The sequence below is a fragment of the Algibacter luteus genome, assembly GCF_900141715.1.
GTDB lineage: Bacteria > Bacteroidota > Bacteroidia > Flavobacteriales > Flavobacteriaceae > Arenitalea > Arenitalea lutea.
Genome location: NZ_FQYK01000003.1, coordinates 361,796 through 386,306, shown reverse-complemented (window position 1 = coordinate 386,306; position 24,511 = coordinate 361,796). Strand labels below are relative to the sequence as shown.

Annotated in this window: 29 protein-coding genes and 1 tRNA gene; 8 read left to right on the top strand and 22 right to left on the bottom strand. The window is 32.0% G+C overall.

The annotated features are described in order from the left end of the window. Window positions 1-22: 22 nt before the first annotated feature. On the bottom strand, window positions 23-964 hold the full coding sequence (locus BUA46_RS07855) for a ribose-phosphate pyrophosphokinase (protein ID WP_019386808.1): 942 nt from the start codon (window positions 962-964) through the stop codon (window positions 23-25). A 234-nt stretch (window positions 965-1,198) separates the two neighbouring features. On the opposite strand from BUA46_RS07855, the gene BUA46_RS07850 reads away from it, so the two are divergent. Further along, complete coding sequence (locus BUA46_RS07850) at window positions 1,199-1,447, top strand: GIY-YIG nuclease family protein (RefSeq protein ID WP_019386809.1); 249 nt, start codon at window positions 1,199-1,201, stop codon at window positions 1,445-1,447. 17 nt (window positions 1,448-1,464) lie between these two features. Next, window positions 1,465-1,546: transfer RNA gene (locus BUA46_RS07845), tRNA-Leu, on the top strand. 76 nt (window positions 1,547-1,622) lie between these two features. On the opposite strand, the gene BUA46_RS07840 is transcribed toward BUA46_RS07845, so the two are convergent. The 7 genes from BUA46_RS07840 to BUA46_RS07810 all read right to left on the bottom strand — a co-directional run bounded on the left by BUA46_RS07840 (window position 1,623) and on the right by BUA46_RS07810 (window position 6,252). Continuing rightward, entirely contained in the window at window positions 1,623-2,183 is a 561-nt protein-coding gene (locus BUA46_RS07840) for a hypothetical protein (protein ID WP_019386810.1), read from the bottom strand. 18 nt (window positions 2,184-2,201) lie between these two features. After that, a complete protein-coding gene (locus BUA46_RS07835) occupies window positions 2,202-2,549 on the bottom strand; it encodes a hypothetical protein (RefSeq protein WP_019386811.1) in 348 nt (115 codons plus the stop codon). Window positions 2,550-2,575: 26 nt separating this feature from the next. Further along, window positions 2,576-3,490 (bottom strand): phage/plasmid replication domain-containing protein, encoded by a 915-nt coding sequence (locus BUA46_RS07830; protein WP_019386812.1) that lies wholly within the window; start codon window positions 3,488-3,490, stop codon window positions 2,576-2,578. A 32-nt stretch (window positions 3,491-3,522) separates the two neighbouring features. Continuing rightward, the gene (locus BUA46_RS07825) at window positions 3,523-4,053 is read right to left on the bottom strand and encodes a hypothetical protein (protein WP_019386813.1); all 531 of its coding nucleotides are present in this window, start codon (window positions 4,051-4,053) and stop codon (window positions 3,523-3,525) included. Next, window positions 4,050-4,292: a helix-turn-helix transcriptional regulator gene (locus tag BUA46_RS07820; RefSeq protein WP_019386814.1), complete on the bottom strand. Its 243-nt coding sequence runs from the start codon at window positions 4,290-4,292 to the stop codon at window positions 4,050-4,052. The genes BUA46_RS07825 and BUA46_RS07820 overlap by 4 nt, the downstream gene beginning before the upstream one ends. Before the next feature lie 158 nt (window positions 4,293-4,450). Next, on the bottom strand, window positions 4,451-5,191 hold the full coding sequence (locus BUA46_RS07815; RefSeq protein WP_019386815.1) for a hypothetical protein: 741 nt from the start codon (window positions 5,189-5,191) through the stop codon (window positions 4,451-4,453). Between the two features lie 8 nt (window positions 5,192-5,199). Then, window positions 5,200-6,252, bottom strand: coding sequence for a tyrosine-type recombinase/integrase (locus BUA46_RS07810; protein ID WP_019386816.1), 1,053 nt, complete (start codon window positions 6,250-6,252; stop codon window positions 5,200-5,202). Window positions 6,253-6,598: 346 nt separating this feature from the next. Between BUA46_RS07810 and BUA46_RS07805 the strand changes: the two genes are divergently transcribed. The 4 genes from BUA46_RS07805 to BUA46_RS07790 all read left to right on the top strand — a co-directional run bounded on the left by BUA46_RS07805 (window position 6,599) and on the right by BUA46_RS07790 (window position 9,598). Next, complete coding sequence (locus BUA46_RS07805; protein ID WP_026009963.1) at window positions 6,599-7,456, top strand: YicC/YloC family endoribonuclease; 858 nt, start codon at window positions 6,599-6,601, stop codon at window positions 7,454-7,456. A gap of 53 nt (window positions 7,457-7,509) precedes the next feature. Further along, complete coding sequence (gene gmk / locus BUA46_RS07800) at window positions 7,510-8,094, top strand: guanylate kinase (protein ID WP_019386818.1); 585 nt, start codon at window positions 7,510-7,512, stop codon at window positions 8,092-8,094. 9 nt (window positions 8,095-8,103) lie between these two features. Continuing rightward, window positions 8,104-8,682 carry a nicotinate (nicotinamide) nucleotide adenylyltransferase gene (nadD, locus tag BUA46_RS07795; protein ID WP_019386819.1) on the top strand — a complete coding sequence of 193 codons (579 nt, stop codon included), beginning with the start codon at window positions 8,104-8,106 and terminating at the stop codon, window positions 8,680-8,682. A 64-nt stretch (window positions 8,683-8,746) separates the two neighbouring features. Next, complete coding sequence (locus BUA46_RS07790; protein WP_019386820.1) at window positions 8,747-9,598, top strand: mechanosensitive ion channel family protein; 852 nt, start codon at window positions 8,747-8,749, stop codon at window positions 9,596-9,598. Window positions 9,599-9,683: 85 nt separating this feature from the next. Here BUA46_RS07790 and lysM read toward each other — a convergent pair whose 3' ends face one another. The 3 genes from lysM to BUA46_RS07775 all read right to left on the bottom strand — a co-directional run bounded on the left by lysM (window position 9,684) and on the right by BUA46_RS07775 (window position 11,795). Further along, window positions 9,684-10,181 (bottom strand): peptidoglycan-binding protein LysM, encoded by a 498-nt coding sequence (gene lysM / locus BUA46_RS07785; protein ID WP_019386821.1) that lies wholly within the window; start codon window positions 10,179-10,181, stop codon window positions 9,684-9,686. Between the two features lie 150 nt (window positions 10,182-10,331). Continuing rightward, window positions 10,332-10,679, bottom strand: a complete 348-nt coding sequence (locus BUA46_RS07780) for a hypothetical protein (protein ID WP_019386822.1) — start codon at window positions 10,677-10,679, stop codon at window positions 10,332-10,334. A gap of 165 nt (window positions 10,680-10,844) precedes the next feature. Next, complete coding sequence (locus tag BUA46_RS07775) at window positions 10,845-11,795, bottom strand: hypothetical protein (RefSeq protein WP_019386823.1); 951 nt, start codon at window positions 11,793-11,795, stop codon at window positions 10,845-10,847. Window positions 11,796-12,006: 211 nt separating this feature from the next. Between BUA46_RS07775 and BUA46_RS07770 the strand changes: the two genes are divergently transcribed. Continuing rightward, the gene (locus BUA46_RS07770; RefSeq protein ID WP_019386824.1) at window positions 12,007-13,008 is read left to right on the top strand and encodes an NAD(P)H-dependent glycerol-3-phosphate dehydrogenase; all 1,002 of its coding nucleotides are present in this window, start codon (window positions 12,007-12,009) and stop codon (window positions 13,006-13,008) included. A 124-nt stretch (window positions 13,009-13,132) separates the two neighbouring features. On the opposite strand, the gene BUA46_RS07765 is transcribed toward BUA46_RS07770, so the two are convergent. The 3 genes from BUA46_RS07765 to BUA46_RS07755 form a co-directional block, all read right to left on the bottom strand. Then, window positions 13,133-13,528, bottom strand: a complete 396-nt coding sequence (locus BUA46_RS07765) for a hypothetical protein (RefSeq protein WP_019386825.1) — start codon at window positions 13,526-13,528, stop codon at window positions 13,133-13,135. Between the two features lies 1 nt (window position 13,529). Further along, the gene (pheS, locus tag BUA46_RS07760; protein ID WP_019386826.1) at window positions 13,530-14,549 is read right to left on the bottom strand and encodes a phenylalanine--tRNA ligase subunit alpha; all 1,020 of its coding nucleotides are present in this window, start codon (window positions 14,547-14,549) and stop codon (window positions 13,530-13,532) included. A 139-nt stretch (window positions 14,550-14,688) separates the two neighbouring features. Beyond that, window positions 14,689-15,045: a hypothetical protein gene (locus tag BUA46_RS07755; RefSeq protein WP_019386827.1), complete on the bottom strand. Its 357-nt coding sequence runs from the start codon at window positions 15,043-15,045 to the stop codon at window positions 14,689-14,691. Window positions 15,046-15,120: 75 nt separating this feature from the next. On the opposite strand from BUA46_RS07755, the gene BUA46_RS07750 reads away from it, so the two are divergent. Further along, window positions 15,121-15,636 carry a CvpA family protein gene (locus BUA46_RS07750; protein WP_019386828.1) on the top strand — a complete coding sequence of 172 codons (516 nt, stop codon included), beginning with the start codon at window positions 15,121-15,123 and terminating at the stop codon, window positions 15,634-15,636. Between the two features lie 57 nt (window positions 15,637-15,693). On the opposite strand, the gene BUA46_RS07745 is transcribed toward BUA46_RS07750, so the two are convergent. The 8 genes from BUA46_RS07745 to BUA46_RS07710 all read right to left on the bottom strand — a co-directional run bounded on the left by BUA46_RS07745 (window position 15,694) and on the right by BUA46_RS07710 (window position 24,466). Further along, window positions 15,694-17,556, bottom strand: coding sequence for a SulP family inorganic anion transporter (locus tag BUA46_RS07745; RefSeq protein WP_019386829.1), 1,863 nt, complete (start codon window positions 17,554-17,556; stop codon window positions 15,694-15,696). Between the two features lie 187 nt (window positions 17,557-17,743). After that, window positions 17,744-18,427 (bottom strand): DUF2490 domain-containing protein, encoded by a 684-nt coding sequence (locus tag BUA46_RS07740; protein ID WP_019386830.1) that lies wholly within the window; start codon window positions 18,425-18,427, stop codon window positions 17,744-17,746. 7 nt (window positions 18,428-18,434) lie between these two features. Continuing rightward, entirely contained in the window at window positions 18,435-19,064 is a 630-nt protein-coding gene (locus BUA46_RS07735) for a carbonic anhydrase family protein (protein WP_019386831.1), read from the bottom strand. Window positions 19,065-19,111: 47 nt separating this feature from the next. After that, a complete protein-coding gene (locus BUA46_RS07730; protein WP_019386832.1) occupies window positions 19,112-19,894 on the bottom strand; it encodes a universal stress protein in 783 nt (260 codons plus the stop codon). Window positions 19,895-19,904: 10 nt separating this feature from the next. Beyond that, entirely contained in the window at window positions 19,905-21,497 is a 1,593-nt protein-coding gene (locus tag BUA46_RS07725) for a SulP family inorganic anion transporter (protein ID WP_019386833.1), read from the bottom strand. 94 nt (window positions 21,498-21,591) lie between these two features. After that, window positions 21,592-21,876, bottom strand: coding sequence for a hypothetical protein (locus BUA46_RS07720; protein ID WP_019386834.1), 285 nt, complete (start codon window positions 21,874-21,876; stop codon window positions 21,592-21,594). Between the two features lie 60 nt (window positions 21,877-21,936). Beyond that, complete coding sequence (locus tag BUA46_RS07715; protein WP_019386835.1) at window positions 21,937-22,695, bottom strand: tetratricopeptide repeat protein; 759 nt, start codon at window positions 22,693-22,695, stop codon at window positions 21,937-21,939. A 1-nt stretch (window position 22,696) separates the two neighbouring features. Then, on the bottom strand, window positions 22,697-24,466 hold the full coding sequence (locus tag BUA46_RS07710; RefSeq protein ID WP_019386836.1) for a BatD family protein: 1,770 nt from the start codon (window positions 24,464-24,466) through the stop codon (window positions 22,697-22,699). Window positions 24,467-24,511 lie beyond the last annotated feature (45 nt).

Genomic DNA, 24,511 nt, shown 5'->3' with positions numbered 1-24,511 from the left:
TATTATTCTTTCTTAAAGTGATTTACATCACAAATTGTGAACTAATAGATTGATTATTATGTACTTTATCCATAACCTCGGCAAATAAATCTGCACAACTTAAAACTTTAACTTTATCGCTTAAAGGTTTAACCGGTATAGAATCTGTAACTATTAATTCTTCTAATTTTGAATTATTAATATTATCGTAAGCCTTACCGGATAAAATAGGATGTGTACAAATAGCTCTTACACTTAAAGCACCACGCTCCATCATTAAATCTGCAGCTTTTGTTAATGTTCCTGCGGTATCAACCATATCATCTACCAACACCACATTTTTACCTTCTACATTTCCAATAAGTTCCATGTGCGAAATTATATTCGCTTTAGCACGTTGCTTGTAACAAATAACTACATCGCTTTGTAATGCTTTTGAATAGGCATATGCTCTTTTAGAACCTCCCATATCTGGCGATGCAATGGTTAAATTATCTAAGTTTAAACTTTTTAAGTATGGCAAAAAGATTGTTGACGCAAATAAATGATCTACAGGTTTTTCAAAAAACCCTTGAATTTGATCTGCATGTAAATCCATAGTTATAATTCGTGTCGCCCCTGCAGCTTCCAGCATTTTTGCTACTAACTTAGCAGCAATTGGCACACGAGGTTTATCTTTTCTATCTTGTCTGGCCCATCCGAAATAAGGTAGCACTGCCGTAATATGTCTTGCCGAAGCGCGTTTAGCAGCATCAATCATTAACAACATTTCCATTAAATTTTCGGGTCCTGGATTGGTAGAACCAATAATGAAAATACGAGTCCCTCTTATCGATTCTTCGTAAGACGGTTGAAATTCTCCATCACTATATGTTGACGTGATGACGTTACCTAATTTAGCACCAAAAGCTTTAGCAATTTTTTTACCCAGAACTCTACTTTGAGTACATGCAAAAATTTTAGCTTCGGTTATTACAATTGGCATAGTTAACTTGTTGTTTTTTAGTGCAAAAGCACACCTTATTTTAAACGAGGTGCAAATTTATACATTTATTTTAACCTAAAAAGGATATTGACTAGTATTTTTATACGTAATATCGAAAAAATCTATATTTTTGCTGTCCAATTAGCTCAAATGCCTGCCTGCCGGTAGGCAGGGCGGAATTGGTAGACCTGTCTGCCGACAGGCAGGCGCGCTTAACATATCAAGTTCCTAAATATGTTTTATATTTACGCCTTATCTAGTCTCAATAGAAATTATATTTATGTTGGTATGACTATTGATTTAGATGCTAGAGTAAAAAGGCATAATGAAGGTAGAGAAAAAACTACAAGAGCTTACATGCCTTTTGAATTGATTTTTTCTGAAATCATTGACGGTGATAGAGTTGAAGCAAGAAAAAGAGAAAAATATTGGAAATCTGGAATAGGCAAAGAAAAGCTAAGAAAGATTAGAGATAAAAAATAAAACCAAACTAGAAATTTGCTCAAGTGGCGGAATTGGTAGACGCGCTGGATTCAAAATCCAGTTTCTTCGGAAGTGTGGGTTCGATTCCCACCTTGAGTACAGATAAACCCTATTAGTCAATTGATTAATAGGGTTTTACATTTTTATTGGTAGCATTATAGTAGCGCTACAGTGACTATTTTCTCATTATTCTACCATTTTTATCCCTTTTTACAATTATTGAAGTACAACAATTACACCCTGTTTCTCTGGTGCATTTTGTAACATCTAATCTAGGCTTTCTATTGTAATAATCTAAATCATATTTTGTATTATTTAAGGAATCACAATAACCACAACATCCACCACTAATAATAACTACTTGATATTCTAAATTCTCATTAAGATTACAAACATCTCTTTGATAGCTTGCATCTTGAGCAAGTTTAATGAATTTATTTATAACTTTCTTGTTTGCTCCTTCCTCACTTCTAAACCTAGCCATATTTGAGTAAATCAAGTAATTATTAAAATAAAAACCATACTCATCACCTGTACTACTAAAATAATCACCATTCAAATCTATAGCCTTATTGAATAATGACCACAAAAAATCATTAAAAATAATGTTGCCCTTATTACCTTGCCACTCTAAATAGTATACATTTATATGAAACTCATTAAATCCAAGCTCTTCAAAACACTTATATTTATCCAAAAACTTTTGTAATGTATCTAGTGAGTACTTTTTTCCCATTCATAAATTTAAGAAAAACTAATTGCTTCTTTCAATTTCATTATAAATATCTGCTATCTCTTTTAAGGCTTCAGTAGATAATTTATCATAAGGAAATTCATCTTCAACAAAAAGAGGTTGCTCAACCTGTGTATTTATATTCTTAGTTTCTTTTGGCTTACCATAAGCATATTCAATAAGAAGCTTTAAATGTGGAAAGCTATCTTTTGCCTGTTCTGCAATATGCTCAAAGGCTGCTTCCTCACTTCCATAAATTGTTTCTAATGCATTAATAGATAAACCCCTTATTCTATTTTCATCTTCTTTTGGTTTCCTTCCTGCATATCCCTTTGTGCTATGCCCTCCATTATTTTTTCTACCATCCATAATTTAATTTTGTATTAATTAATTAATCATCTATAATAGTCTTTTACTCTATTAATCTTAGTATCTAATTCCTGTATCAAATCACTTTCTAATGTTAAGCCACTTAGACTATTTAAAGACTTTCTAAAGCGTTGTGCTTCCTTATTTGTTGTAAATCTACTATTCCATCCATCTACAATAGAAAGCACCTTATTCTGCCCAAATTCAGCCACTAAAGCACTTAATAAATAATCCTTTGCTTCCTTGTTTGTTAAGGTTTCTTTGTTTGGATTCATAATCTTATTTTTTGTTATGTTTTGGTATTCTAAAATCCATCTATCTATAATCTGAATATAAAACTCATCCTTATATAAATCTTCAGCATATAAATTGGATCGGTTCAACTGTTTTAAAATCCTTCCTTTTAATCTAAATTCATATCTAAGTATGTTCTTATTTAACCAAGCTAAAGGTATTGTTTCACCATTCTTTTTTCCCTCCTTAACTTTATCATAAAAAACTATTGTTCTTTGCTTGTTACTGTAGTATAGACTATTCTCATAAGCTAGTCTTTTATAGTATTTGCAAATACCTAAATAATGATAGTAATGTTTTACTTCTTCCTGCATACAAAAGTTATGTGCAATATCAATTTTTGAAGTATTAGCCTTTTTAATATCAATACTAAAGGTATCACTTATTTTTTCAATGCCATGCTGAAACTCTTGCCTTGTAAGTGCTGCAAAATTATAACCATGTACATATTTATTAGGACTTCCAATAATTGAAATACCAGCTTCACCTACAGCAATTTTTAGATTTTCTAAACTTCCATTTATCCACCAATTACCATTCTGTTTTTCAGTATAAGTTATATTGGATAAAAGAGCGGGTATAGTATCTTTATACCCACTCCAATTAATCCTATCTGAAGGCATCCACAAACCTACATTATCATACATAGAAGACAATTTTTGTCCTTAAATACCACTTACTATAAACACCCATAAAAAAAGAAGGTTTTAGCATTGCTTTTAAGTTTATTAAAATCTTCTTCAAAATCACCATCTGTAAAGGATTGTGCTAATTCTAAAGCATAACCTTTTTGATTAGGTAAAACCAGGATTTCAATTTGTGTAAAGTCCTTATCAATTACAAATAGATACAAATCATTTCTATACTGAAATAAAGGATTTTTCCTTCCATCTTTTAAGAAAGGCTTACCATTAGGATAACCATAATAAATGTTGCTTCCATCTTCAGTAAATAAGCTGCTAAAGTTTAAGTTTTTACCACCTATAAGGGCAAATTCTGCCATCCTTCTTTTATCTGTCTTTACAAATTCCTTACATTCCATTAAAGAAAGCTTGAACATCCCTTTAGGATTAATAAAAGGCTCTACTCCTTCATAATTACCAGAAAAATCTGTACAATCATATCTAGGTATTTTAGCACCTACTTTAATTTTATTGGCTGCTTTTAAATCATCTGAAAGCACCTTTAAGTTATAATATGCTGCTATCATTTACTTGAGTTTTTAGTTAGTAAATAATTTGCAGCAAGTGCTTCTATATCTTCTGTAGGAACTGCTTCTTTTTTGCCTTGCAATAAGAAGTTTTCTAAGTCTTCTTTCAGAAAGAAAATATTCTTGCCATTAGGCTTATAATGCCTTATTTTTTTATAGTGTGTAAGTTTGTATAAATGACTTTTACTATAGCCTGTGAAATTTGATGCTTGAATTAAATTTAAAATTGTTTTTTCCATTTTATTATCTTTTTAATGGATTAATAATAATGGATAAGCTTATCTCTTATTTGATATCAAAACAAAGGTAGATAACAAAGGAAACTATAAGACAAAAGTGTATTTCAATAAACTGAAACACATATAGTTAGCCAAAAAAAGGTGTATTAATGAGAGTATTAAATGGCAAGAATGGTGTATAAATGATTGTTTTTTACAGTGAGATTTTTATAATATTGTTTTTTGGCTTCCGATAAGGCTAATTTATCCCCATAGAAATAGAGTGATAAAAAGTCTTTACCATAAGTAGCTTTAAAGGCTTTTCCATCTACAACCTTTCTGAAAAATTCTTTATTTAAAAGATAATGAAGATAATATATGAGGTCTTTGTTTGTTTGTTTATTATCATTCCAATATTTTACAAAGCTTTCATTAGTTTTAATAAAGTCTGAATGTCTATTATCCCAAATGTACCTTTTGAGTAATTGCTTCTTTACTTCACTAATTTTTAAGTCTCCAATATCATTAATTAATTCATTACATATTTTTTTTGTTTTTAAAAGTGATTCATTAATCTTCTCTAAAGAATTAATAGATATGGTTTCAGATACACTTTTTGCCTTAAGCCTTCTTGCTAAGTCTTGTAATTCAAGGCTAACAGGCTGCATGAATTCAGGAATATATGAGTTTTTCTTAATTAGTTTTTCTTCTTTTTTTAATAACAAAAATAAATCTTCCTCTTTTTGCAAAGCATCGAGGTTAACAATTACCTGTAACTTTTTAACCACTCTTAAACACCCATCAAAGAATTGAATTTTTGAATAATATTTTTGCTCTGCTTCTTGACTTTTATCTAAAAAGTATTTATCTAACCTATTTTGCAAATCAAAGGCATCATATACTATTTCTGCATAATTCATAACATTAATTAATCTAAGTTAAAAGTAGCATCATCTTTAAGGCTATTAACATGGTTTAAGTATTTTATTGTATGTGCTGATGTCTTATGTCCTAAAGCATCTGAAACTGTCTTTAAATTAGCGCCATTCATCAATAACCGTACAGCAAAAGTATGTCTTCCACAATAAAAAGTAATATCCTTTTCAATTTCAGCAATACCTACCCAATTTCTTAAATTCTTATTTATTGCAGTATCACTTAAAAACTTTCCTTCATGCTTTAAGTCAAATATCAAACCTTTTTTTCTTTCACCCAATATATGAAGTGCTGAATTACTAAGTTTTATATTTATCTCACTATTGGTTTTAGCCCTATCAATGATTAATTTTTTATTTACAATATTTTTCCATGTAAGCTTTTTGAATTCAGCATAACCTAAACCAGTGTAACAAGCAAATAAGAAAGCCCTTTTTACTTCATTATTGCCACATCTAGTATCTTTTAATTTGGTAATTTCTTCTTCTGTTAAAACTTGTTTTGTGAGAGTAGTTTCAGCCTTTTTATTTTTGGATTCCCACCTTATGTGTTTATATACTGATTCACTTATATAACCTTCCTTTTCAGCATGAATTAAAACCTTTTTAAACCTTCTCCAATAGCTATAAGGTGTTTCTCCATTTAATCCAGATTCATGGACCAAATAGTGCTTAAATTTCTCTATTTGAAGTTTAGTAAGACTGCTAAATGCTAGTTTAGGCTTTTTAAGATATTCTTGAAATTTATTGAGAGCACCTTCAATAGTTCTAATATCCTTTTGTTTGTAGTTTTTTATATAGTAATCAAAGTACTGTGAAATTGTTATCTTCTTTTTGTGTTTAGGTACAAAATTAGTTCCTTCACTTTCAATCTCTAGCGCTCTTTGTGCTCTTATATTTTCTGCCAGCTTCTTCTTCTGCCTTTTATCATCTCCTTTTTCTACTGTATGTAACCATTCATAGCTTCTATTGCCATTATTCCAAATAACTAAGTAATACCTTTTAACACCCTTAGCCAGTATTCTCTCTTTTAATTTAACACCCATTAGAACATCATTATTTTCAGTAGCGCTATAGTAGCGATTATAAAAACAAATATAGGAAATTAAAAGAAAATAAAGATGAGGTTTTTCCTTATAAAGTATTGATTTTATTGATTTTTATTGATTTTTGTTTTCCTTAGTTTTCATAGTTATGTACCCACCTTGAGTACAAAAGGCTTAAACAAATTCGTTTAAGCCTTTTATTTTAATTCATCTTCTTTTAATGGATTCTAAAGAATTACCTGTTTTAAAATCCAATTTTTGAGTTTAAAATGTTATTTTTAGCAACAGTTAAACACTTAAGTTTCTTACAGTTTTAACTACCTTTGCGAACTTAATACACACATTTATGATATATTCAATGACAGGTTATGGGAAATCTGTTTTGCAATTACCAACAAAGAAAATAACCATTGAGTTAAAATCTTTAAATAGTAAAAATTTAGATTTAAATGCTAGAATGCCTTCCATTTATCGTGAAAAAGAATTAGCTATTAGAAAAATTCTTGCTGATAAATTAGTACGTGGAAAAATAGATTTTTCAATTTATGTTGAAGCCACAGCTGAAGATACGTCCTCGCAAATTAACACCCCTGCAGTAAAGCAATACATTGAACAATTAAGACAAGTTGTTGATGGTGACGACATGGATTTATTAAAAATGGCTGTTCGCTTTCCTGATGCACTTAATACCGTAAGAGAAGAAATTGATGAAACCGAATGGAAAGCCATTCAAAGTGAAATTAATAACGCAATTGATGAATTAAATAGCTATCGTTTAAATGAAGGTAAAGTGCTAGAGCAAGATTTCAACAATCGTATTGTTGCCATTGACGAAATACTTGAAAAAGTAATTGCCATGGATCCTGAACGTGTTGAAGGGGTTAGAGAACGTTTACTTAAAGGCGTAGATGAGTTAAGAGAAAAATATGATGAAAACAGGTTTGAACAAGAACTCGTGTATTACATTGAAAAATTTGATATTACCGAAGAAAAAGTACGTTTAAAAAACCATTTGAATTACTTTACTGAATCGATAAACTCTGAAGATTCTAACGGAAAAAAATTAGGTTTTATTAGTCAAGAAATAGGAAGAGAAATAAATACCATAGGCTCTAAAAGTAATTATGCACCAATGCAACAATTGGTGGTTCAAATGAAAGATGAGTTAGAAAAAATTAAGGAACAATTATTGAATGTACTCTAATCTATATACTAGTACTAAATGTAAGTATTCAATAAAACTGATAAGTATTAATAGTGAAAGAACAAAAAAAACAAGGAAAACTCATCGTATTTTCGGCACCATCAGGCTCTGGAAAAACTACTATTGTCAGGCATCTATTAGGTATTGAAGAATTAAACTTAGAATTCTCAATTTCTGCAACTTCAAGAGAAAAGCGAGGCAACGAAATAGAAGGAAAAGACTATTATTTTCTTACAGCGAAAGCCTTTAAAAATAAAATAAAAAACGATGAATTTTTAGAGTGGGAAGAAGTGTATCGCGACAATTTTTATGGCACTTTAAAAACCGAAGTAGAACGTATTTGGGCTTTAGGTAAAAACGTGATTTTTGATATTGATGTTTCCGGAGGTTTACGAATTAAACGAAAATTCCCTGAAGAAACCTTAGCTATTTTTGTAAAACCACCAAGTATTGATGAATTGAAAATACGTTTGAAAAAACGTAAAACTGAAAGTGAAGACAAAATTAATATGCGTGTTGCAAAAGCTTCTGCAGAATTAGCCACCGCCCCTTTATTCGATACCATAATTGTAAATGATAATTTAGAAAAAGCCCTTGAAGAAGCAAAGCAGCAAGTGGATGCTTTTATAAATTCTTAAAACGGAAACATGAAAATCGGACTGTATTTTGGCTCGTTTAACCCTATTCATATTGGGCATTTGGTAATTGCAAACCATTTAGCAGAATACAGCGATTTAGACCAAATATGGTTTGTAGTTACACCACATAACCCTTTTAAAAAGAAAAATAGCCTTCTGGACAATTACCAACGTTTGGAAATGGTTTATCTAGCGACGAAAGATTACGCGAAACTAAAACCAAGCGATATAGAGTTTAACTTACCACAGCCAAATTACACCGTAAACACCTTAGCTTATTTGCAAGATAAACATCCAGACCACGAGTTTGCGTTAATAATGGGCGAGGATAATTTAAAGAGTTTCCACAAATGGAAAAACTATCAGGTAATTCTTGAAAATCATCATATTTACGTTTACCCAAGAATTACCAAAAATATTGAAGCATCTCAATTTGACGGTCACGAAAAAATTCATGCTATTGATGCGCCAATTATGGAACTTTCATCAACTTTTATACGAAAAGCTATTAAAGCTCGTAAAAATGTAGAACCTATGCTTCCAAAAAACGTTTGGGAATATTTAGATGAGATGAATTTTTATCGATAATCGAAACTAAATTCATCAAAACTAAATTATATTAGCTATACTTTATTTAGCAATACAATAAAACATGGAAACAATTAAGGAGTTTTTAGAAATTGAGCTCATTAGCATAGGTGAAAATAAGATTCAGGTTTATACTATTGCGGTTATTTTACTAATTTTCCTTTTTACAAAATTAACGCTCTGGTTAATAAAAAAAGCGCTATTTCGTAAACGTCGATTTAGAAATTTGCAACGAGGTAGTGTTTATGCCTTATTTCAAATTATTAAATACGTAATTTGGGTCATTGCCATTGGGCTTATGCTCGAAACTATTGGGGTTAAAGTGACCGTGCTTTTGGCTGGTTCTGCAGCATTATTAGTTGGTATCGGGTTAGGCTTACAACAAACCTTTAACGATATTATTTCAGGTATCATTTTACTTTCAGAACAATCCATAAAAATAGATGATGTTTTAGATATCGATGGGGATATTGTTAAGATTCAATCTATCGGTTTACGAACATCAAAGGCGTTAAATACCGATGATGTTTCCATTATAATTCCCAATTCATTAATTACAACTAATAAGGTTATAAACTGGAGCCATCAAACCATGAAAACACGCTTTAGAATTGATGTAGGCGTTGCTTACGGTTGCGATATAGACTTGGTTATAAAAATTCTGGAAGAATGCGCATTTGAACATCCAGATATATCTGGGCGAGAATCCACTGAAGCCCGATTAGTTAATTTTGGAAATTCCTCATTAGATTTTCAGGTCTTGTTTTTTAGTCAAAATATATTTCGAATAAGTAAGGTGAAAAGCGATATACGCCGAAAGATAAGTCAGAAATTTGCTGAACACAATATCACTATCCCATTCCCGCAAATGGATGTGCATGTAAAATCAAATGTAACAGCAAATCCACCTGATTAAATTCAAGAATAGGCAAAAAAAAACCAACTCTTTCAAGCTGGTTTTCGAACATAACATAATTAGCTATTAACTAGGTTCTCATGTTCTAATCTAAAGTTGGGATTCTTAATACTTGCCCAGGATAAATTTTATCTGGATGGGTAAGCATTGGTTTATTCGCGTCGAATATAACAGGGTATTTCATCGCGTTACCATAATATTTTTTTGCAATTTTACCTAAAGTATCACCTCTTACCACGGTATGAAATTGTGCTGCTGGCTCTTCATGTTCAACAGTCATCTGGTCATCTACAGTTGATATTCCATTTGAGTTTCCAACAACTAAAACTACTTTTTCTCTTGTTGCTTGATCATAAGCTATGCCTGCAATTTTAGCCGCGTCATCATCAATAAATATGTGTAAATTTTCAACTTTCAGTTGTAAATCTGTAATTGTTTCTTCCAATTTTCTCGCAGCAGCCTCTTCTAATTTTAGTTCTTTTGCCGCTGCTTCAGCTACAGCTACCGCAGTTTCTTCTGCATCAGTTTTGCCAATACCGAAAACTTTAGCTCCGGCATTTTTTATAAATGAAAATAGTCCCATTTTTATAATTTGTTTTAAGGGTTAATATTTTTAAGACACAATAATTTCTATTTGGTCACAATCAAAATCTTTTGAAATAAAATAAACCTCTTGAAGTTTTCTTCATACCAAGAATCATTAGCTGTTTCAGGGTCTTACTTAAATTTAGAATTAATTTTCAACTAAGCTATCCGCACTTGAAACCGTATGAAATTGTGCTGAGATTTCCTGGTCTTCTACAATTATCTGGTCGTTAACAGTTGATATACCAAATGTTCCTCCTATTATTAAAATCACCTTATTTTTTGTAGCAACATCACATACCAACCCTGAAACTGAAACAATATCCTCTACGACATTAATCTTTAATTCTTCTACTTGTATACATAAGTCGTTGATTGATGCTTCTAGTTTTCTGGCGAGAGCCTCGTTCAATTCTAAATCATTGGCAACACCTTCAGTTTTGTCAAAATCAATCAGTTTAACGCCACTATTTTTATTAAATGAATATAATCCCATTTTACAATATTCGCTATAGACTTTTACTTATAGGAAACACTAAGTTCTATTTAGTCACAAAAAAAAATTAGATTAAAAAAAGAAACCACCTAAAGCAAGTTGCTTTAAACGGTTTCTAAACTAAATAACCAACCAAAATTATTAGTGAATAATCACTTTTTATTTTTAAACCTTTCGAGTATTTTCTCTAGGATTTGCTACTTTATCTTTTCTTTGCTTACGCAATTTATCCGATTGTACTTTTTCTTTTTTCGTACCACTTTCAGATTTTAAATATTGAATATATCCTCTACCTTCAAATTCATAAACCGTTTCAGATGACGGATGAAACAATTCAATCTTTCCGTCATTTATAACGCTCAATTCAAAATATTCATTGCCTAAATAATCATAATCTAATGTTAAAGTTTTTAAGTAGGCATCACCATACACATCTCCTACGCCATACACCCCTGTGTAATCCCAATATAAGTTGTTCGCATTTATTCCGGTATCATCTTGAGAGCTTCTGAATGTAGAATCGTTTCCGCCTGCTAAAAATTGTAAATAATTTTCATTATCAAACTCATTTATAGCACCATATTCACTGGTATACGTTTTTTCCCAAGCTTCATATTCTTGTAAGAAATAATGAATATTGTCGTAGAAAACAAAATCGTAATCAAAATTATTTCTTTGGTAACCATCTAAAAAGTACGAGGTATCGTTATTTGGATTATACAATTCAATAGTATTATAATCTATTTCATAAACATCAAAAGTTGAAAACCCATCAATATCATGATACACATCTAAAATGTTTTCATAAGCGTTATACTCACCAACATCAATCCCAAAGCCATCACCATTAGCACCTAATCCTGCAATATTGTTATTAGCATACACAACACCATTAATAAATGACACCGTAAATGCTTTTTGTAAAAACGGGGTTTCTCCATAACCAAGTGTGCTGTTAATATCAACATACCAAAGCTCGTGCGAGCGTAATAATTGATTTAAAGAAATTGTAGGTTCATCAACATAAGCAAAATCATCTACCACGACTTCAGTATAACACGAAGTAAAAAGGGTTGCTGTTAATGCAAAACTTAAAAGTATTTTTATCGTTTTCATAATATATCATTTTAGGGTTCTTAGTACTAAGGTTTCAAAACACGTGCCAAAAACGAAATAGAGGTATTATTAAGACTTATTCAAGTGGTTCATTTTTAGCAAGACTCCCATTGTTTTTGCGCTTATGAAGCCGATATTTATTCTTTTGCACCTCGGTTCTTAAAATGGAAAAATAATTATGTATTTTTGAAATAGAAAACGATTTAAATCTATGGATAAACCTCTAAAATATGCGGTTTTTGGCGCAGGAAGTTGGGCTACAGCAATTGTAAAAATGCTTTGCGAAAATTTAGATGAAATTGGTTGGTATATGCGTAGTGTTTATACCAAAGAGCATTTGTTAAGAGAGCAGCACAATCCTAATTATTTAAGTTCTGTAGAATTTCACTTAGAGCAACTTAAACTAAGTAACGATATTAATGAAATTGCTACTTATGCCGATGTTTTAATTTTTGCAATTCCTTCGGCATTTATGCACAGTGAATTGGAAAAACTAACAGTAGATATATCAAATAAAATTATAGTTTCTGCCGTAAAAGGTATAATGCCTGAAACAGGGCTTTTAGTAGGTGAGCATTTTCATGAAGCCTATAACATTCCTTTTGATAACATTGCAGTTATTGCTGGTCCTTGTCATGCAGAAGAGGTTGCCTTAGAGCGTTTATCTTATTTAACTATTTCATGCTCAGATCAAGATAAAGCAAAACAAATTGCTAAGAATCTGTCTAGCGATTATATAAAAACTAAAATAAGCGACGATATTATAGGAATAGAATACGCCGTAATGCTTAAAAACATTTACGCCATAGCAGCAGGAATAGCACACGGTTTAGGTTATGGCGATAACTTCCAAAGCGTATTAATGAGTAATTCTATTCGCGAAATGAAACGCTTCATTAAAAAACGCCATAAAATGAAACGCAACATCAATAATTCGGCTTATTTGGGCGATTTATTGGTAACAGGTTACTCGGTATTTTCTCGAAACCGTATGTTTGGCAACATGATTGGTAAAGGTTACACTGTAAAATCGGCCCAAATGGAAATGAGTATGGTTGCCGAAGGGTATTATGCCACCAAAAGTGCCCATTTACTGCATGAAAAAAATGCAAAAAAAGCACAAATTCCAATTATAAACGCAGTTTATGAGATTTTATACGAAAATAAAGATCCTAAAAAAGTGTTTAAAAAATTGACCGAAAAGTTAGATTAGAAAAATTTGGGCGCCTGCCTGCCGGCAGGCAGGTTACCCTAAAAGGGTCGGGCTTTCGCAAGTCGCTCTCTGCGAGGAGCTCCAACAATTGCTCAATCCCTAACGCGGGCCATCCTGCCAAAGTCTATTTTACCAAAACTCCTTTTGCATCCATCAAAGGCACTGATTGTAATGCTTTTAAATTAATCGTATTTTTTCTAAACGTGTATGTTTTATCAAACATGGTGTTTCCTTCAAAAAAAGACACTTTAAATGTGTTATTTAACGCAAAAAGCTCTTCTTGCATCAGCTCTATTTTGGCATAACTTTTTTTAGGCAGAGTGTCTAATTTCTTTCTAAAAACAGAAGTGGTTTTATTTTCAGAATAACCGCTGGTAACAATAAGAATCATATCTAAGTCTACATTCTTATCATTAATTATGTATGCGTTCCAATCTTGAGTTTTATAAACGTCATTATACTCATTAACCACCGCTATATAAACGTCCTCAACTTTTGGTATATGGATGTCTTTTTTCAATCTAAAGAGCGCTTTTAAATTGCTCTAAAAAACGTACATCATTTTCACTTAACAAGCGAATATCACCTATTTGATGTAATAACATAGCAATTCGGTCTATACCCATACCAAAGGCAAAACCTGTGTATTCTTTAGAGTCTATGCCACAGTTTTCTAAAACATTAGGGTCTACCATACCACATCCCATAATTTCTAACCATCCTGTTCCTTTTGTAATGCGGTAATCTATTTCGGTTTCTAAGCCCCAATACACATCTACTTCTGCACTTGGTTCTGTAAACGGGAAATAAGACGGACGCAAACGAATTTTACTTTTACCAAACATTTCGGTGGTAAAGTGTTGAAGCGTTTGTTTTAAATCTGCAAAACTCACGTCTTTATCAATATACAAACCTTCTACCTGATGGAAAAAACAGTGTGATCGTGCTGATATGGCTTCGTTTCTGTAAACTCGACCTGGAGATATGGTTCTTATTGGTGGTTTATTATTTTCCATATAACGCACTTGCACAGAACTGGTGTGAGTACGTAATAAAATATCTGGATTGGTTTGAATAAAAAAGGTATCCTGCATATCGCGCGCTGGATGATACTCCGGAAGGTTTAAGGCTGTAAAGTTATGCCAATCGTCTTCTATTTCTGGACCCTCGCTTACATTAAAACCTATGCGAGAAAAGATATCTATTATTTGATTTTTTACAATTGAAATTGGGTGACGCGCTCCTATTTGAATAGGCTCTCCTGGGCGCGATAAATCGCCGTAAACACCTATTACTTCTTCTTTACTCTCCAGCTCTTCTTTTAAAGCGTTAACTTTATCTTCGGCAGTTTTTTTAAGTTTATTAATGGTTTGACCAAATTCCTTTTTCTGGTCGTTTGCCACATTTTTAAACTCTGCAAAAAACTCATTAAGTAATCCTTTTTTACCTAAGTATTTTATACGAAACGCTTCTACCTCTTCTTTGGATTGGGCTTTAAATGCTTCGGCTTCTGCTATGAGTTGGTTTATCTTATCTATCATGACCTTTTACAAAATGATGGCAAATTTACTATTTTTTACGTGAACTGCGTTAGGGATTGAAAAGGAAATCCTTTTTATGAGGCACGATTAAAAAGATTGGAATGAAAAGCCCGACCCTTGTGGTAACGCCCAAATTACTTTAAATGATATACTCGGTTTCTAGAAAGTAGCTTACAATAGCCTCTTTCATTAATACACTTTGCTCGCCCGCTTTTAAATGTGGTAAGGCCTCTAAGGTTTTATAATGTGGCCAGCCATCGTTATCTACAAAATCGAGTTCGTAATAACCGTACGGCATTAACAACTTGCAAATGGCAATGTGCATGAGGTCTAGCTTTTGGTCTTTTTTAAAAGTTCGGTTTAACTGTCCTAATTCTTGTACACCGATTAAATAAATAATGGCATCGAGATCGAGAGTTTCTCCATCTGCAAATTGGTTGGATAGTTTTTTTACCAAAAGCTCCCAGCGTTCTTTTAATTGTTTGTCTCTTGCCATAATATTTAATAGGTTGCAAAGTTAATAAACCATATTGTGACTATTATTTTATATTTGTTGAAATTGTAATTAATTATGGGAGTTATAGACATTGTTTTAGGTGCATTAGTTTTATTTGGTTTAGTAAGAGGTTTTATGAAAGGGCTTTTTGTTGAAGTTGCCTCGTTAGTGGCTCTATTAGCAGGAGTTTACGGCGCCATACATTTTAGTAATTTTGCTGCCGAATTTTTACAAAACAAAACCGATTGGTCTGACAAAACCGTGAATATTACCGCTTTTGCTATTACGTTTGTTGTTATTGTTTTAGCGATTGGTCTTGCGGGTAAAGCGTTAACTAAATTAGCAGACTTTGCTGCTTTAGGCATTATAAATAAATTGGCTGGTGGTGTTTTTGGTGCATTAAAAATTGCTTTAATTTTAAGTGTGGTTTTAAATATATTTGACAAACTGAATAATACAATCCCTTTTTTAGATGAAGATACGAAGAGGGATTCTGCTTTTTACGAACCTGTAAAATCCGTATTTCCGATGATATTTCCGGATTTATTGACGCCAAAAGAAGAAGCTGAAAACCCTGAAACTGAAGCATAAAAAAACCACTCTTTTCGAGTGGTCTTCTGTTAGTCTAAATGATAAATTTCCTTATGTTTAATACACGTCTTTTACATTTGCTTTTACCCAAGCGATACATTCCTTAAAAGAATCGAAAATATGTTCATAAGGAATTAAATCTGGAATAATATCAATACGTTCCATCATATATTTAGGTTGTCTAAGCAACCCAACAAAAAGGACTTCTATATTCTTTTTATTTAAATCTTGTAGCATGTCTTCCATTGCATATAATCCAGATTGGTCCATATATTGCATACGGCCTAATCTAATTATAACCGTACTTGCTGTATCTGGAATTTGTGCTGTTAATTGCTGAAATTCACTAGTAGAACCAAAAAATAATGGCCCTTTAATATGCTTTATGAATACTTCTTCTTTTAAATTGGTTGGAAAGCCTTTTTCATCTGCCCAAGCTTCTTCTTTTAGTGGTTTAACATCACTACGTTCAGCAGTTAAATCGCCTATTTTTTTCATAAACATTAATGAGGCTATTATCAAACCAATTCCTACAGCGTAAACAAGATTCCAGAACGTTGAAAGCAATAATACGACCAGCATAATTAAAACTTCCGAACTCATTTTAAACGGCCCTAATTTTATATCTCTAGGTAAACTTGGTATGGCTTTTAATCCTTTATAATCCATTACCCCAATACCAACGGTAATTAAAATACCGGCTAATACAGCCGCCGGAATTTGTGAGGCAATTGGTCCTAAACCTAAAAGTATAATTAAGAGCATAACACCTGCTATCATTCCTGATAATTTGGTTTTACCACCAGAAGTGATATTTACCACCGTTCTAATAGTTGCCCCAGCACCTGGAATACCGCCAAAAATAGCGGCAATACTATTACCAATACCTTGACCCACTAATTCTTTATTTGGTTTGTGCTTAGTTTTCGTCATATTATCTGCAACTACACTGGTTAATAATGAGTCGATAGCCCCTAATAATGCCAATGTAAGAGCTGTAAAAATATAAGGTGTTATACTGCTTAACTTAAAACTGGTAAATATTTCTAGATTTGGAATGGGTAGCCCACTTGGAATTTCTTCAATTGGCCTGTATTCTAGTCCAAAACCAACGGCAATTCCAGACATGACTATTAATGCCACCAATGTGCTGGGTACGGCTTTAGTAATTCTTTTAAACCCATAAATAATTATAATCGTTCCCAATGCTAGTATAAGTTCTAACCAATTAATGTGTTGTAACGCTCTTGGAAGTGCCTTGATAGCACCTAATGCGCCTGAAGCTTCCTTTGCCGCCAGAGTTTGGGATTCTTTCAAAATATCTGCTTGCGTTATTTTTTCAGCTCTATCAATAGTCTCTTTAAAATTTTCTAAAACTAAAATGCCTTCGCCTGCTTCTTCTTTCAAAATATTCTCAAGAATAACTTCTTCTGCTTGCGGTTTAAAAGTTTCTACAAAGACCTCATCTTCTTTAGGGTAATAACCTAATGAAGGTAAAATTTGAGTTAATAAAATAATAACACCTATTGCTGTCATAAATCCAGAAACTACGGGGTAAGGTATGTATCTAATATATTTTCCCAGACCTAATATCCCTAAACCTATTTGCATGAGTCCTGCTAATAAGAATACCGTTAAAATTACTGGTAACGCTTTTGTAACATCGCCATCATTCACGGCTATAATTCCAGCAATTACCACCATACTTACAGCAGTCATTGGTGCAGTAGGACCAGAAATTTGAGTAGCTGTACCACCAAAAAGCGCAGCAAAGAAACTTATAAAAATGGCTCCATAGAGCCCTGCAGTTGGACCTAACCCAGATGATACACCAAATGCTAATGCCAACGGTAATGCAACAATACCAGCTGTAATTCCACCAAAAGCATCGCCTTTTATATTCGAGAATAAATTTTTCATTTGATAAATTTTAGTGTTTTATTAAGTGAAATATTTTCGTTCACAACCTTACCATTCTTCCAAACTCGATTGATATAACGCATTTCATTACTGAAATTTAATATTAATTTTCTAAGTTAATTGTTATTGAGGCAAAAAAAAAGCTATTACCAAAGTATTAGCTTTTTAATTCTGTCATTCTTCTTTTCTAGAAGTTTACAAAGGTTAAGATATTAAACTGATCTCGACTACTGGTTTCAAAAAACTGATTCATATATCCAGCTTCAACTCTTATGTTTTTGTTGATGTTATAGCCTATGCCACCATATAACCTGTTTCTGTCGAAAACTGATGATTTGGTATTCAAAAATATTTCATTATACGCTGAGAAGTACAATTTACTGGTTTGATCTTCACTTACACAAAAAGGTACATTTAGCCCTAAAAAATAACGCCATCTCATTTTAAAATCCGATTCTACAAATCGTTGTTCAAATCGATATCGGTGTTGTAGTGAAAACTTATTAAAATTTTGTTTTGTAATAAATTGTTGGAATATACGGTGTTCGTTTACCGAAATTTTTTCATCTGTATTGCCTAAATAGTTTTCAGAAAGTATATAACCGTAACCCAGTAAAAGATTGTTTTTACTATTGTTGAACGTATAACCTAAACCTGTTCTTAGAAGCAGTTGTTCTAAGTCGCCAATGGCATTATAATTTCTATATTGAACTTCGTGGTGTAGATTCCAATTATTGTTTAATTTTTTGTTACCAATATAAATAAGCCAATTACCAAAATTACTATCTTGAGATTGGGCATAAATTGGCAGCATCAACACCATAGTTAATGCCACCAGATTTACTTTAATGTTTAGAATATAGTTTACCATTTAAATGCTATTCGTAAAAATCAACGGCTCCTGTATTAATATCATACATAGCACCTATAATTTTTATCTCGCCATTTTTTTCCATCTCTGATAGCACAGGACTTTCTTGATGTATTCTTTCAATAGTTAATTCTACATTCTTTTTTGCAACAGAATCTACGAAATCTAAATTCTTAGAGTTTCTTAAACTTGCGTCTTTAGGTTCTGGCGTTGCTTTTACCGCTGGTGTTATTTTTTCGATTAGCTTAGTAAGGTTTCCTAATTTCGCATCGTCGCAAGCACCTTTTACTGCGCCACAAGCAGTATGCCCTAATACAACAATAAGCTTTGTGCCCGCCAATTTACAAGCAAATTCCATGCTTCCTAAAATATCCTCGTTTACAAAGTTACCCGCAATACGAACACTGAAAATATCGCCTAAACCTTGGTCGAATACCAATTCTGCAGATACTCTAGAATCTATACAACTTAAAATGGTAGCAAAAGGAAATTGCCCATCGCTAGTATCATTTACTTGCTCTAATAGATTTCTGTTAGCCTTTAGGTTTTGTTGGAATCTTAAATTCCCTTCTTTTAAAAATCGAATTGACTTCTCGGGAGTCATGGTGGCTTGTGTTTCTCTAGTATGTGCTTTCATAATGAATTATTTGTTTTTAATTAATGTTTTTAAATTATTGAAATATATTATGCTGTTAAGAGTAATGAAACATCTACTTTATCGTCTCCCGATTTTATAAGATGCTTTTCACACTTGTTATTTATTTTTTCTCTATTCACAAATAATAAGTTGATATTACTTTTTAATAGATAATTTGAAAGGTTACTGATTACATTTTCATTTTCTTCAAAAACATACTCAACAGTGTCTTTATTATTATTTATCGAATGATTTTCAGTCTCTATTTTATTTACCAATTTAAATGATTTTATTGGCTTCTGAGTTTTTTGTGTTAAACGTTTTGCAAACTCTAAAGAATCTTCCATTTCGTTTAGCATGCCTAATGCAATGTTGTTCTCAGGCTCTAAAATATTTTCTAATGAAGACAACATTACAGCACCTTTATGTTTTTTCAGAACATGCTTTGTAATCTTATCTCCAACTAACTTTAATAATTTAGATTTTCTTTTTCCTAATACAACTACATCAGGCTGGTGTTTCTTTATATGCTTATTAATCTCTTGTTTTACATTTCCATAAGATAGTGTATAATTGATATTTATGTTATAATCTTTAGAAAAAGAATTTACCAATTTTTGTATTTTTTTATCTACCGCGAAGTGTTTTTGATTAATTGTTCGCATTGCCGATAACTGGTTATCTTCTTTTACAATTTCTGCTGGTTTTTTGATGCATAATAACTCGATTTCCCCATCTATCATTTTAGCAAGACTTACCGCGTTTTTCAGAATGATTTCTGTATAATTATTGACATCTGAAAGCACTAATATTTTATATTTATTTTTCATTTTAATTTTTTTAGCTTAAACTTAAACTTGATTTTGGTCTTTCATTGAAGAATCTGATGAAGCTTTCTGGGTTTTCTTCAACACCACGTTTAGATACTAGCTTTATATCAATATTTCGCTCTTTAGCTTTAAAAAGAAAATCTTCAAGAATCTCAATGATATCATTATCCAAGTATCTCGTATTTAATAGATTTAACTCTAAATAAGTATCTCTAGGTAAGCTGTCTAACTCTTTTAAAATAGCACCTTTATTAAAAAATGTTACTTCTTCTGCAAGCGTCATTTTAATTCTGTGTTTGCCGTTACTTTTGTCTTCAATATGCAAGAAGTGAGAGTTTTGATAACTTTTTAAAAGTATTACAACAATTCCAACTGCTAATCCAAGACCGATACCGTAAAGTAAATCAATAAACACAATTCCTAGAACAGTGACGTTAAATGGAATGGATTGCTTCCATCCTAAATTATACATTTTTTTAAATAATGCAGGTTTTGCAAGCTTATAACCAACAATTAATAATATAGCCGCTAAAACCGAAAGCGGTATCATATTTAGCAATCTAGGGATTAATATGATAGAAGTTAACAGGAAAAAACCATGTATAATGGCAGAGGCTTTACTACGCCCACCAGATTGTATATTCGCCGAACTTCTAACAATAACCTGAGTTATTGGCAACCCGCCAATCATACCAGAAATAATGTTTCCAGTACCTTGAGCTAATAACTCTCTATTGGTTGGGGTTACGTTTTTATGCGGGTCTAACTTATCAGTCGCTTCAACACATAACAAGGTTTCTAAACTTGCCACAAGTGCAATGGTAAAAGCGATTATCCAAACATCTGGGTTTGTTATCACCGAGAAATTAGGAAAACTAAACTGACCTAAAAAAGATGCAGTATCTTCAGGAACAGGTACACTTACCAAATGCGATTGAGCAATTGAAAGCGTTTCGTGCGATTGCGTTAATGCGTAAAAAATAATACCAACTACCACAGCAACCAATGGCCCTTGTACTAACTGAAATATTTTTCCTTTTTTAGATAATACCTTATCCCAAAGCAATAAGATTGCTAAACTAATTATACCTATAATAGCCGATCCAAGTTGGATGTGATTAATGGTGTTGATTATTTCAGAGAATGTATTTTCTCCATCAACTTGAATAAATGCAAAGTCCCCTTCAGGATCAGAATCATACCCTAAAAAATGAGGTATCTGTTTTAAAATAATGATAATCCCAATACCGGTTAGCATTCCTTTAATAACTGATGATGGGAAATAATATCCAATAACTCCCGCTTTTAAAATTCCAAATATTATTTGGATTATTCCACCTAAAACAACGGCAACTAAAAAATTCTCATAGCTACCTAATGTAGCAATTGCTGCCAATACAATAGCCGCTAAACCTGCAGCAGGACCACTAACTCCTATTTTAGAACCACTTAATGATCCAACAATAATTCCGCCAATAATACCTGCAATTAACCCTGAAAAAAGTGGAGCTCCACTAGCTAATGCAATACCTAAACATAATGGTAATGCAACAAAAAATACGACTATACTCGCTGGCAAGTCATTCTTAATAGTTTTAAACATATTATAATAAATTATTGCTCTTGGGAATTTTTCATACCAAAAGCTGTAAGTAAATAATTAATTAAGACCTAAATGGTCTATAAATCTGAAATTATTATATGTGAAACTCGGGGGGCGGGGAAATTAAATTTAAATGAGGTTTGGGGTATTTTTTGAAGAAATACACAATGGTTTCTAAATTATTAAACTCAAACAAACGCTCTGAATCAAAAAGGTCTTGTGGAGATTGTAATTTAATTTTTGTAGTTTCTTCTTCTTCTGAAACACTGTAAATTATAGAAGTATCTACTGAATCGTCTATTGCAATAATAATAGCAGGTGCCGCTATAAGCGCCAAAAGAATTACAGAAAAGAAAATTGCAATAATGTTTTTAATCATAAATTAAAAATTGAAACCACAAATATAATACATGATTCTGATAATATTGTTAAATTATTTTTAAAAATCCTTCAACAGTTTTAAGTCTTTAGAAATTATCCAGCCTGTTTTGCCGTCTGAAAGTTTAATTTTATTCCAGTCATTATAAGCTTCAACGACCTGGACTTTAGTGCCTTCATGTAACCTAAACGATTCTTCGCTTCTGGAATTTGGGTTACTTCTTACTTTACTTTCTTGAGCAAAAATAATTGCAGGATTATCTATTTTATCAAGATTATACTTATGAAACGCAAACGCCAATGTTATAAACATTAGTATTAATGCAGAAATACTCCCAATAAATGCGAGCCTCTTTTTTAAAGTTGAATAAGCAAAATAATATACCAAAAACAACATGACGAATACAAATACTAAAGCTACAGAGAGTTTAGACCAATTATCAAAAGTCATTTTATTTGTCGTTGTATTTAACAATTTTGAAAAACCTGCATCAGGAACAACATCTATGGCATCAATAGTCATATTTTTTGCAAAGGCTATATTATTCTCGATATCAGTATCATTCGGATTTAGCAATAATGCTTTTTCATAATAATAGATACTCGGAGCTATATTATTAAGTTTATAATGGGCATTTGCTAAATTGAAATACAAATCTGAAGAATGCTTTCCGGTTTCAAGAATAGCCATGTAATTATCGATGGCTTCAGCATATTTACCATCATTATACAACGCATTTGCCTTATCAAACTGAGCTTGATTTTGTGCAAAAACACTTAAACATAACAAAAAAGATAGTATATATAATATTCGTTTCATGTTAACGTGCTTGTTTATCTATTAAAGAAATTGTTTTTGCTGCCTTCTCATAATCTTCTTGCATGGTTACAATATCTATAGGTGTATAACGTGCCAACTCACAACGTTCTAAAATGCTTTCAAAATCTTTAATGACACTTGCTTCAACACCCTTACCATCTAACAAATTATTAATTTTATCTTTACTTAAATCGCTAGTTTCAATGTGTAGTTTAGCCTTTAAATAGTTGTGTAAAGCCTTTTCTAAAGCAATGTAAAATGCTTCTTTTTGGCCTAAAGATTTCTTAGCATTACTTAAGTATTTGCGTGCTAATCTATCAGCTTTTCTAATACGGTTTCCATAAACATCGGCATCTCTCGCTACTTTCTTTTTGCGAATAAAAATAGCCAACGGAATTGCTAAAAAAGGCACCAATAATAAACTCCAAAACAGTTTGGTTTTGAAAAAATATTCTGTTTTCGCATCCACAAAATTCGTCTTGGTTTTTATAAAAGCAAACTGATCGCTATTTAAAACGACCGCTTGTTTGTTATTAGCAGTTACAGCACTTTCATTTGAAGACGCGTTATTAGAAGGTCCATTTAAAACATTAATTACAATTTCGTTGGAAGACAGCCTTTTGTAAGATTCTGTTTTTAAATCAAAATATGAAAATGAAATGCTTGGAATTGGATATTTACCTTTAAACTGTGGCACTACCGTATAACTATCCGTAATACTACCTTGCATGCCGGCTAAATTTGTTTTTACGTTTTCACTATGTTCGGGTTCATAAACCTCTAAAGAACTTGGAAGCGAAATTTTAGGAAGTTTAAATAATTTTAAATTTCCATTACCTTCAACATTTACCTTAACTTGAAGTGATTCAGTAGCATCCAATTCTGTTTTAGAGGCTGTGACATTTAAGTCGAAATCACCAACAGCACCAGTAAAATCTACAGGTTTTCCTTTTTCAGGCAAAGCTTTTACATTTATGGTTTTATTTCCGGCTGAAACCGTTCTGTTAATTCGAGTCATTAATAGACTTCCAAAGATATCTCGACGGTTTGATGGTACACGCATTGAAATATCTAATGTTAATGGCTCAATATTAAGTTTTCCTGTTTTCTGCGGATATAAAACGGTTTTTCTTAAAACTAAATAGCGATAATCTTCACCATTGTATATTCCATTTTGAACTTTTTGACCTTGAGTATTTATATTCTGACTCCAAAAGTCGTTATATCTAGGCGTGTCCAATTCATTCCAGTTATCAACTGCAATTTTAGGCGATACATAAAGCTTATAAACAACCGTAATGGCTTCGTTTAAATACGGGTTTGTTTTTGAAATTTCTGCAACCAGATGAATGTTTTCTGAAGCCAAATAAGTTGGATCGTTCGGGTCTTTCGGAATATCTACCGCAGCAGTAACTTGAATTTTTATAGGTGTCGTTTTATAAGTTTCTCCCTCTATACTAATAGTAGCCTGCGAAATTGTAAATTCACCACGCTTTTTAGGTGCTAAAAAATATGTATAGGTTTTTTTAAACGATCGTTTTCCGTTAATCCAAGAATTACTTACTGATTGATTTGGCCCACCAACTACCGTAAAACCAACAAAATCTGGCGGCACAAAATTATCTCCATCTTGATTCATTTCAAAATCAATACGCAGACGCTCATTAACACCAAGTTTGTTTTTGCTCACTTTAGCATCAAAATTGACTTGCGCCCAAGCAGAAGCTGAAACGAGTATTACTAATATGTATATGTATTTTTTAATTATCATTATTATTAAATCGAAATGCTTTGACTGCGGTTAGCATGACAATAC